General features: G+C 63.9%; 7 protein-coding genes. 4 read left to right on the forward strand and 3 right to left on the reverse strand.

What is annotated here, in order from left to right:
• Positions 1-587: 587 nt before the first annotated feature.
• Positions 588-1,412, reverse strand: a complete 825-nt coding sequence (locus VN004_RS04275) for a L,D-transpeptidase (protein ID WP_325607355.1) — start codon at positions 1,410-1,412, stop codon at positions 588-590.
• 369 nt (positions 1,413-1,781) lie between these two features.
• Between VN004_RS04275 and VN004_RS04280 the strand changes: the two genes are divergently transcribed.
• Positions 1,782-2,765, forward strand: coding sequence for an ABC transporter substrate-binding protein (locus tag VN004_RS04280; RefSeq protein WP_325607357.1), 984 nt, complete (start codon positions 1,782-1,784; stop codon positions 2,763-2,765).
• A gap of 76 nt (positions 2,766-2,841) precedes the next feature.
• Here VN004_RS04280 and ilvD read toward each other — a convergent pair whose 3' ends face one another.
• Both ilvD and tsaA read right to left on the reverse strand, forming a co-directional pair.
• Positions 2,842-4,533, reverse strand: a complete 1,692-nt coding sequence (gene ilvD / locus VN004_RS04285; protein WP_325607368.1) for a dihydroxy-acid dehydratase — start codon at positions 4,531-4,533, stop codon at positions 2,842-2,844.
• A 133-nt stretch (positions 4,534-4,666) separates the two neighbouring features.
• Positions 4,667-5,182 (reverse strand): tRNA (N6-threonylcarbamoyladenosine(37)-N6)-methyltransferase TrmO, encoded by a 516-nt coding sequence (gene tsaA / locus VN004_RS04290; RefSeq protein WP_325607359.1) that lies wholly within the window; start codon positions 5,180-5,182, stop codon positions 4,667-4,669.
• A 196-nt stretch (positions 5,183-5,378) separates the two neighbouring features.
• Between tsaA and VN004_RS04295 the strand changes: the two genes are divergently transcribed.
• The 3 genes from VN004_RS04295 to metH all read left to right on the forward strand — a co-directional run.
• Positions 5,379-6,344, forward strand: a complete 966-nt coding sequence (locus VN004_RS04295; RefSeq protein ID WP_325607362.1) for a metalloregulator ArsR/SmtB family transcription factor — start codon at positions 5,379-5,381, stop codon at positions 6,342-6,344.
• Positions 6,341-7,255 carry a methylenetetrahydrofolate reductase [NAD(P)H] gene (gene metF, locus VN004_RS04300; protein WP_325607364.1) on the forward strand — a complete coding sequence of 305 codons (915 nt, stop codon included), beginning with the start codon at positions 6,341-6,343 and terminating at the stop codon, positions 7,253-7,255. The genes VN004_RS04295 and metF overlap by 4 nt, the downstream gene beginning before the upstream one ends.
• A 148-nt stretch (positions 7,256-7,403) precedes the next feature.
• Positions 7,404-10,640: methionine synthase (gene metH, locus VN004_RS04305; RefSeq protein WP_325607366.1), on the forward strand; the 3,237-nt coding region annotated here is incomplete at its 3' end.

Below are 10,640 nucleotides of genomic sequence, written 5' to 3' on the forward strand. Positions count from 1 at the left end.
TTTTGTGAGAAACGGCCAGCGTTGTGTGTCGCCGCGCACATGGACGGCCGATCAGGCTGATGACCATGTGAGAATTGTGCGCGTCAGCGTCGAAAACGCCCGAGTGCCTGGTCGCCATACGCCGCGACATCATTCTCATGACACCCCTCACTCACTCACTCACGCGATCTCACCGCGTGTACGCAACAGACTCGCTCGCGTTGTCTCTTGTTCGTTGGCGAGCGGTCGCGGAAAGTTGAGTGGATTAGTGTCACCAATGAGGCGGGAAATTTTTCAAGCGTGTCTTCGAAGCATCTGTTCGCGGCACGCCCGTTGCCGGTTCGCAACTGCGCTGTTGCGTGCAAGCAATCGCACGGTAGCTCCGTAACGACGGCCGGTAGCGACGTAGCGCGATGTTGGTAGTGAAGTAGCGAGAGTGCCCTGCGCAGTGCGTCAAATGACGTAATGAAAAATATTTTAAAAAGCTTCGCGTCCGCGGCTTGTATCGCTCGCGCGGCGCGTCTTGAAAGAACCGCTTTTCTGAAGTCGCGCACAAAAACGCCGCCCGGGATAGCCGGGCGGCGGAGGATTAAGCGCGGGTTGCTGTCTCAGAAGTAGATGGTCGCCTGCGCTGATGGCTGGGTTACCGAGACGCGATCCGGGGAAGTGGACGTCGGCGTTGGCGCAGCTTGCGCAGGCTCCTGGACCTGCGCCGCGACCGAAACCGCGACCGAATGTTGCGGCACACGTTTCGCTGTTCGGCGCGCGAGGCGCGGTGCAGGCTTTTCGACAACGTCCTGGAGCCGGCGACCGCCATCCGGAAGGACGACGACCTTGGTGCCCACCTTGGCGCGCGCATAAAGATCGATGACGTCATCGTTCAGCATGCGAATGCATCCAGATGATACGCGCCCGCCGATTGTCGACGGCGAATTGGTGCCGTGGATGCGATAGATAGAATTGCCGAGATAGAGCGCGCGTGCGCCCAGTGGGTTGCTCGGGCCGCCGGCCATGAAGCGGGGCAGATAAGGCTGGCGTGCGACCATCTCTGCCGGCGGATGCCAGTCCGGCCATTCCGCCTTGCGCACGACACGCTGGGTTCCCGACCATCGGAAGCCGTCACGGCCAACACCGATGCCGTACCGCACCGCCTTGCCATTGCCGAGCACGTAATAGAGATACGTGTTGGGAGTATCGACCACGATCGTGCCCGGGGCCTCATGGCTCGGATACGAAACGATCTGACGGCGCAGGTGTGCCGGCACTCCGGTGGCGCGTCCATAATCGGCCTCGTCCTCGACCTGAGGCGCGACGCGGGCGAAGGCCGGCGGCGCCTGGAATGAAGGATCGGCATAGGATTGAGCGGCGGCAGGAGCTTGGGGGAGAAGGAGAGCGGCGGTAACGGCGCTCAGAACAAGCACTGGCCTGGACATGGCGTTCACTTTCTGCCGGTCTTCCGCATCCCCCAATGCGAAGTCTTCCGGACTTGGTTTGAACTCTCGACAGTAACTAAGTGCGAGATCGCCGAAGCGTTCCCTCACAATTCCGACCCCTCCCGGACACCTTTAGAGCAAGGGTCTTTCGGCCGGATTTGAGGGATCGGTAAAATTGAGGCGAACTTGCCGAAAAACCGCGTCGGATTGCGGCCGACCAGGCGCCGTGACCCGTGGCCGCACACGCTTTATACTGGCCGCGGCGCAGATCTGAGCTTGCAGAGGGGCGGCAAAGCATCGTTCCATGCCCCCGTGGGGTACCGGCGCCAGTCTCCGGTCTTTTGCCTCGTCCAAAGAAGGATACAGAATATGCTTCGTCGTGTTGCCCAGTTGGGTCTGGCGCTGAGCGCCATCGCGGTCGCCGGGACGGCCTCCGCGCAAAACATTCCGACCATCAGGGTCGGATGGACCATCCCCGCCGAGGAAGCCAAATACTGGATGATGAAGCGCCCGGAAAAGTTCACCAATCTGGGCAAGACCTACAAGATCGAATGGTCGCAATTCCAGGGCACTTCGCCGATGGCTGCGGCGCTGCAGGCCGGCGCGCTCGACTGCGCGACCCAGGGCGTGCTGCCGATCGCGCAGGGCATGGCGACCGGCAACCTCAACGTCTATGTGGTCGCCCAGCATGTGGGCGAACGGCCGGGCAGCTTCTCGGTCTATTGGGCGGTGAAGGACGACTCGCCGATCAAGACCGTGGCCGATCTCAAGGGCAAGACGGTTGGCATCAACGTCCTCGGCTCGGGCATCCAGGGCCCGATGGAAGTGATGCTGCGCAAGGCCGGGCTTGATCCGGCAAAGGACATCAAGCTGGTCGAGGTCGGCTTCGCATTGTCGGAAGACGCGCTGCGGTCCGGCCGCGTCGATGCGGTCAACATGAACCAGCCCTTCGCCGCGCGTGCGGAAGCCAAGGGCGGTACCCGCAAGCTGTTCTCCTTGTCGGAAGCCGTGCCAAACATCGTGCACATCCTCGAAGCCTGCCGGAAGGATTTCGTCGACAAGAATCCTGAACTCGCGACTGCCTATGTGAAGGACCTGACCGCCGGCATGAAGATGGCGGTGGCCAATCGCGACGAGACAATGAAGGTGGTGTCGGAGGTGATGAAGGCACCGATCCCGGTGCTCGACACCTATCTCCTGAAGCCCAACGACTTCGCGCGTGAGCCGGGCGCGGCGCCGAACTTCGAGGGCATCCAGGCGATGTTCGATGTTTATGCCGACGCCAAGCAGGTATCGAAGAAGCTCGACGCCTCGGTGCTGAAGCATCCGAAGATCGTCGCGCCGATGGAGTGAGGCCCTCACGCCAAGCTAAAGCGAGCCGAGGCGGCGAGCGATCGCCGCCTCTTTTTTGTCTGCGTGCGGCCCTCGCTTATACCTCCGGCCACTCCACATTGCCGGCATGCGTCACCGCGCCCTTGTCGGCCTGGCCGACAAGGGCCGCGTATTTCGCAAGCAGGCCCGCAGCGTGACGCGGTTTCGGCGGCGTCCACGCCGCCTTTCGCCGCGCCATCTCCGCATCATCGATCAAAACCTCGATGGTGCGCGCATTGCCGTCGATCCGGATGCGGTCGCCATTCTGAACGAAAGCGAGCGGGCCGCCCGCCGCGGCCTCCGGCGCGATATGGCCAATGCACATGCCGCGCGTCGCGCCGGAAAAACGGCCGTCGGTGAGAAGCGCGACCTTCTCGCCCATCTGCTGGCCATAGATCAGCGCGGTGGTGCCGAGCATCTCGCGCATGCCGGGCCCGCCCTTCGGTCCCTCGTAGCGGATGATCAGGACTTCGCCGGCCTTGTAGTCGCGCTTGCGCACCGCCGCGGTGCAGGCATCCTCGCCATCGAAGACTCGCGCTGTCCCTTCGAATACCAGCGACTTCAACCCCGCGACCTTCAGGAGCGCGCCGTCCGGCGCGAGATTGCCTCTTAGAACCGCGAGTCCGCCATCGGGGCGGATTGCTTTCTCCGCGCGCCGCACAATCTCGCCGTCCGGATCGGGCGCGGCGGCATGCTCTTGCGCAAGCGTGCGGCCGGTGACGGTGAGCACATCGCCATGCATATGACCGGAGCGGATCAGTTCGCGGATGATGATCGAAACCCCGCCGATATCGTGCACGTCCTTGGCAAGGAAGCGCCCGCCGGGACGCAGATCGCCGATCAGGGGCGTGCGCGCGAACACCGCGGCCACATCGTCGAGCGTGAAGGCGATGCCGGCCTCGTTGGCGATGGCCGGCAGGTGCAGGGCTGCATTCGTCGAGCCGCCGGTCGCGGCAACGATCGCCGCTGCATTCTCGAGCGACTTGCGGCTAACCAGCTCGCGGGGCAGCGGGCCGCCGCGCTTGAGAATCTCCAGCACAATCTCACCGGCACGCTGCGCGATGGCCGAACGCTCGGCATAGACACCCGGCACCATCGCTGAATTCGGCACGGTGAGGCCGAGCGCTTCGGAAACCATCGCCATGGTGTTGGCGGTGAATTGCCCGGCGCAGGCGCCGATCGCGGGGATTGCCACGCGCTCCAACTGCTGCAGCGCCTTCTCTTCCATCTGCCCGGTCTGCACCGCGCCGACCGCTTCATAGGAATCGAGCACCGTGACATCGCGTCCGCCGAACCGGCCGGGCAAAGCCGCGCCGCCATAGACGAAGACGGACGGCACGTTGACGCGCACCATGCCCATCATCGCGCCGGGCAGGGTCTTGTCGCAGCCGCCGAAGGCGACGAGGCCGTCATAGGCATGTCCCTGCACCACGGCCTCGATGGAATCCGCGATCACTTCGCGGCTGACCAGCGAAAATTTCATCCCCTCGTGATTCATTCCGACGCCGTCCGACACCGAGATGGTGGTGAATTCCCGCGGCGTGCCGCCCGCGGCTTCGACGCCCTGTTTGGCCCATTCGACCTGCGGGTAATGCGTCATGTTGCAGGGCGTGTTTTCGCCCTTCATCGAGACGACGCCAATCATCGGCTTTCTGATCGCCTGGTCGTCGAGCCCCATGGCGCGCATGAAGGCGCGATGCGGCGTGCGGTCGAGACCGTCTCGCGTGATGGACGAACGCAGGCGCATGATGGGAGTCTCCGACTGGGCGTTTACGGCGTTACACATTCTCCATTCATTCCCGCGCAAGCGGCAATTCAGAACTTTCTGTCTGAGGCCCCGCTTTCGCGGGGACGAGCGGGTGAATGAATGGCACGGTCAATCTCTATTTGCGGTCGCGGTGCCAGCCGACGGTCGCGTCGGGCTTGGCGTCGACCGAGGCAAAGTAAGGCTTGATGTCGATCAGCGGCGTGTTGTTGAGGCAGTCGATATTCTGCACATGCAGCGTCGTGCCCTCGACCTTGATGAGTTTGACGACGCTCAGCGCGATCGGATTCGGCCGCACCGGCGAGCGCAGGGCGAAGGTGCCGCGGCCTTCGCCATAATGGCGGGGCACCTGCACCACGAGATCACGCCGCGCGCGGTCCATCCAGTAAAGCACGATGAGGTGGGTGCAGGTCTCGACCTTGTCCAGGGCCGCCGCGTAGTGCGGATCGACCTCAATGGTGCAGACCGTGTCCGATTCGCCGGCGTTCTTCGGGCAGTCCTCCCGCCGGGTCCAGGGCGTGCGGATACGCCCGATGAAATAAAGCCCGGCGTCGTAGGCGGCCGGCAGATCGGTCGCGACTTCACCGGGCCTGATGTCGTGGGGTTTGGGTTCGAAATCTGTGTCTGCGGTCATCGGATTGGACTTAGGGCAAATCGGGAACGCGTTCCATCGCAGCGTTTCCGGACCCCTCAGGCGACATCGACGGTCACAAAAAGTTAACGGCAGCCCACAAAGTGGGCTTGCGCCCACCAAATTACCGTATAAAGATATCCTTATATCAATCAGCTTTTGACGGGATCCGATGTCCGGTCCTCTGGCTTTTGAGACAATGCACGATGCGCTGCGGGCGGTGGCCGAGGGCACCCGGCTGCGCATTCTTGCGCTGCTCGCGGAAGCCGAGCTGACCGTCTCCGACCTCACCGAGATCCTGCGCCAGTCCCAGCCGCGCATTTCGCGCCATCTCAAGCTCCTGTCCGAGGCAAACCTGATCGAGCGCCACCGCGAGGGGGCCTGGGCCTTCTTCCGTCTCGCCGAGACCGGCGATGCGGCGCAGGTGGTGCGCATGCTGGTCGCGCAACTCGATCCGTCGGACCCCATCGTCGCGCGCGACCGCGAGCGGCTCGCGGCGGTCCGCGAGGCCCGCGCGGAAGCGGCGCAGAATTATTTCCGCGAACATGCCGCCGAATGGGACCGCATCCGCAAGCTGCACGCCGCCGACGAGGCCGTCGAACAGGCGATCGTCAGGGCTCTGGGCGACAGGCCATTCCGGTCGCTGCTCGATCTCGGCACCGGAACCGGGCGGATGCTCGAATTGTTCGGATCGCAGATCGAGCGCGGCCTTGGCATCGACATGTCGCTCGACATGCTGCTGCTCGCGCGGGCGCGTCTGGAGCGGGCGGGCTTGCGCCATTGCAGCGTGCGGCAGGGCGACATCTACGATCTGTCGGTGCCGCGCGGTTCCTTCGACGTCATCATTATCCATCAGGTGCTGCATTATCTCGACGACGGCGCGCGTGCGATCCGTGAAGCCGCGCGCGTGCTGGCGCCGGGCGGGCGGTTGCTGATCGTCGATTTCGCGCCGCACGAACTGGAATTTCTGCGCGAGGAGCATGCCCATCGCAGGCTCGGCTTTGCGCCGGAGACCATTTCGCAATGGCTCGCTGCGGCAGGCCTTGATCTCACCATGCACAAGAGCATCGCGCCGGAACGCGGCACGGAAGGCAAGATCGCCGTGTCCCTCTGGCTTGCCCAGGACCGGCGTGTGCAGATCGCCGGACGTCAGGAGGTTGCATGACCATCAATGCGGTGAGCCGGGTCAGCCGGACGGTCAATGCGCGCGGCAAGACGCTGCGAGTGTCGTTCGAATTCTTTCCGCCCAGGACAGAGGAGATGGAGCGCTCGCTGTGGGAAGCGATCGAACGCCTCGCGCCGCTCAATCCGAACTTCGTGTCGGTGACCTATGGCGCCGGCGGTTCGACGCGCGAGCGCACGCACGCGACGGTCAAACGCATTCTCGAGGAAACCTCGCTTGTCCCCGCTGCCCATCTCACCTGCGTCGATGCCACGCGCGAGGAGGTGGACGCGGTGATCCGCAATTATCGCGATATCGGCGTCAAGCACATTGTTGCGCTCCGCGGCGATCCGGCGGGTGGCGTCGGCGCGCGCTATGAGCCGCATCCCGGCGGCTATCAGAATGCCGCCGATCTCGTCGCCGGCATCAAGCGCATCGGCGATTTCGAGGTGTCCGTCTCCGCTTATCCCGAGAAGCATCCGGATTCGCGCCATGCCAATGTCGATCTCGACATGCTGCAGGCCAAGGTCGATGCCGGCGCGACGCGGGCGATCACCCAGTTCTTCTTCGAGAACGATCTCTATTTCCACTATGTCGACCGCGTCCGCGCCCGCGGCATCGATATCCCGATCGTGCCGGGCATCGTGCCGGTGTTGAATTTCAAACAGGTCAAGAACTTCGCCGAGCGCTGCGGCACCTTCATCCCGAACTGGCTTGCCGAGCGCTTCGAGGGGCTTGATGAGGATGTGTCGACGCGCAAGCTGGTCGCCGCCGCGATCGCGGCCGAGCAGGTGTTCAACCTCGCCGACCGCGGCGTCACCGATTTCCACTTCTACACGATGAACCGCGCCGATCTCGTCTACGCGATCTGCCACATGCTGGGTCTGCGTCCCGCCCAGAAGGAAGCCGCGTGACCTCGGATGATCGCAACGTGCTCCGCTCTGCTCCCTCCCCCCTTGTGGGGGAGGGTCGGGGAGGGGCGTGCGAACTGGCGCCGTTGTTCGCGATTAACCCCTCTCCCTATCCCTCCCCCGCAAGGGGGGAGTGGACCGAGTAGTGCAAATGGCCATACCTGTTTCCAAAGTCGAAACCCGTCTCCGCACTCTCGCCGCAGACCGTATCCTGCTGCTCGACGGCGGCATGGGCACGATGCTGCAGCAGCGCAAGTTCGACGAAGCGGCGTTCCGTAACACCCGCTTCAAGGATTGGCAGCATGACGTGCGCGGCAACAACGATCTGTTGTCGCTGACGCAACCCGATGCGGTGCGCGAAATCCATCTCGCCTATTTCCAGGCCGGCGCCGACATCGTCTCGACCAACACGTTCTCGTCGACCGTCATTGCGCAGGCCGATTACGGCATGCAGAGCCTGGTCCCCGAGCTGAACCGCGTCTCGGCGCAGCTCGTGCGGGAGGCCGCGGAGGTCGCCTCGAAGCGCGACGGCCGGCCGCGCTTTGTTGCCGGTGCCATGGGGCCGACCAACCGCACCGCCTCGATCTCGCCCGACGTGAACAATCCCGGCTTCCGCGCGGTCTCGTTCGACGAACTCAAGGCGGCCTATGCCGAACAGGCGGCGGCGCTGCTCGAAGGCGGCGTCGACATCCTGCTTGTCGAGACCATCTTCGACACCCTGAACGCCAAGGCTGCGCTCTATGCGATCGCCGAGCTCGAAGAAGCGCGCGGCGAAAAGATCCCGGTGATGATCTCCGGCACCATCACCGATCTCTCGGGGCGCATGCTCGCGGGCCAGACGCCGGAAGCGTTCTGGAATTCGATCCGCCATGCGACACCGTTCTCGGTGGGACTCAATTGCGCGCTTGGCGCCAAGGAGATGCGCGCGCATATCGCCGAGCTGTCGCGCGTCGCCGACACGCTGATCTGTGCCTATCCGAATGCGGGCCTGCCGAACGAGTTCGGCCTTTATGACGAAAGCCCCGAGCACATGGCGGGCCTCCTCGGCGAATTTGCCGCCTCGGGTCTCGTCAACGTTGTCGGCGGCTGCTGCGGCACGACGCCCGAACACATGCGCGCGATCGCGCAGGCTGTGTCCGACAGGAAGCCGCGCGCGATTCCGGTGATCGAGCGCAGGCTGCGGCTGTCGGGTCTCGAGCCGTTCACACTGACGCCGGATATTCCGTTTGTGAATGTCGGCGAGCGCACGAATGTCACGGGCTCGGCCAAGTTCCGCAAGCTGATCACCGCGGGCGACTACACGGCGGGCCTCGCCATCGCGCGCGAGCAGGTGGAGAACGGCGCCCAGATCATCGACGTCAACATGGACGAGGGGCTTCTCGATTCCGAGAAGGCCATGACCACCTTCCTGCACCTGATCGCGGCCGAACCCGACATCGCGCGGGTACCAATCATGATCGACTCCTCAAAGTTCCAGGTCATCGAGGCTGGCCTGAAATGCGTGCAGGGCAAGTGCGTGGTCAACTCGATCTCGCTGAAGGAGGGCGAGGAGGCGTTCATCCATCACGCCATGATCGTGCGTCGCTACGGCGCTGCGGTGGTGGTCATGGCGTTCGACGAAAAGGGCCAGGCCGACACCATCGAGCGCAAGACCGCGATCTGCCAGCGTGCCTATGACATCCTGGTCAACAAGGTCGGCTTCCCGCCGGAAGACATCATCTTCGACCCGAACATCTTCGCGGTCGCGACCGGCATCGAGGAACACAACAATTACGGCGTCGCCTTCATCGAGGCCGCGGGCTTCATCCGCCAGAATCTGCCACACGCGCATGTGTCCGGCGGGGTTTCCAATCTCTCTTTCTCGTTCCGCGGCAACGAGCGGGTGCGCGAGGCGATGCACTCGGTGTTCCTGTATCACGCCATCCAGGCCGGCATGGACATGGGCATCGTCAATGCCGCGCAGATGGCGGTGTATGACGACCTCGATCCCGAACTGCGCGAGGCCTGCGAGGACGTGGTGCTAAACCGGCGTGAGGATGCGGCCGAGCGCCTGCTCGACATCGCCAAGCGCTTCTTCGGCCAGACCCGCGAGAAGAGCGAGGCCGATCTTGCCTGGCGCAGTTGGCCGGTCGGCAAGCGCCTCTCGCACGCGCTGGTGCATGGCATCACCGATTTCATCACCGAGGACACCGAAGAGGCGCGGCAGGCCGCGACCCGTCCGCTCGACGTGATCGAAGGCCCGCTGATGGACGGCATGAACATCGTCGGCGACCTGTTCGGCTCGGGCAAGATGTTTCTGCCGCAAGTGGTCAAGTCGGCGCGCGTGATGAAGCAGGCGGTCGCCTATCTGATGCCGTTCATGGAGGCGGAGAAATCCGCGAACGACAAGGGCCAGAGCAATTCCAACGGCAAGGTGCTGCTCGCGACGGTGAAAGGCGACGTGCATGACATCGGCAAGAACATCGTCGGCGTCGTGCTCCAGTGCAACAATTACGAGGTGATCGACCTCGGCGTCATGGTGCCGGCGGCAAAGATCCTCGAAACCGCGCGGCAGGAGCAGGTCGACATCATCGGGCTGTCTGGCCTGATCACGCCCTCGCTCGACGAGATGTGCCATGTCGCGGCTGAGATGGAACGGCAGAATTTCGACCTGCCGCTGCTGATCGGCGGCGCCACCACGAGCCGCGTTCATACCGCGGTGAAGATCCATCCGAATTACCGGAAAGGGCAGGCGGTCTATGTGGCGGATGCGAGCCGCGCGGTCGGCGTCGCGCAATCGCTGATGTCGAAGGATGGGCGCGCCACCTATGTCGAGAATACGCGCGCGGAATATGCGCAGATCGCCGCTGCGCATGCCCGCGGGCAGGACGACAAGAAGCGGCTGACGCTGGCCGATGCGCGTGCCAAGTCGCTGACGCTGGACCCGGCCGTACCGGTTGCGCCGAAGCCGCAATTCATCGGCACGCGCGTCCTCGAGAATTACCCATTAGCGAAGCTCGTCGATTATATCGACTGGACGCCGTTCTTCTCGACCTGGGAGCTGACCGGGCGCTATCCGCAGATCCTGCATGACGACAAATACGGTGAGGCCGCGCGTTCGCTGTTCAACGATGCGCAGGCCATGCTGAAGCAGATCGTCGAGGAGCAATGGGTGCAGGCGTCGGCCATCGTCGGCTTCTGGCCCGCGGCGCGCGACGGCGACGACATCCGCGTCTTCGACGAAAGCGGCAGTACGCAGATTGGCACCCTGCATGGCTTGCGCCAGCAGATCGCGCGCCGCGACGGGCGGCCGAATGTCTCGATCGCCGACTTTGTTGCATCCGGGGACGGTGCGCCGGTGGATCACGTCGGTGCGTTCGCGGTCACCGCAGGAATCGGGGAGGAGGCT

The organism is Pseudorhodoplanes sp., from assembly GCF_035565855.1.
Classification (GTDB): domain Bacteria; phylum Pseudomonadota; class Alphaproteobacteria; order Rhizobiales; family Xanthobacteraceae; genus Pseudorhodoplanes.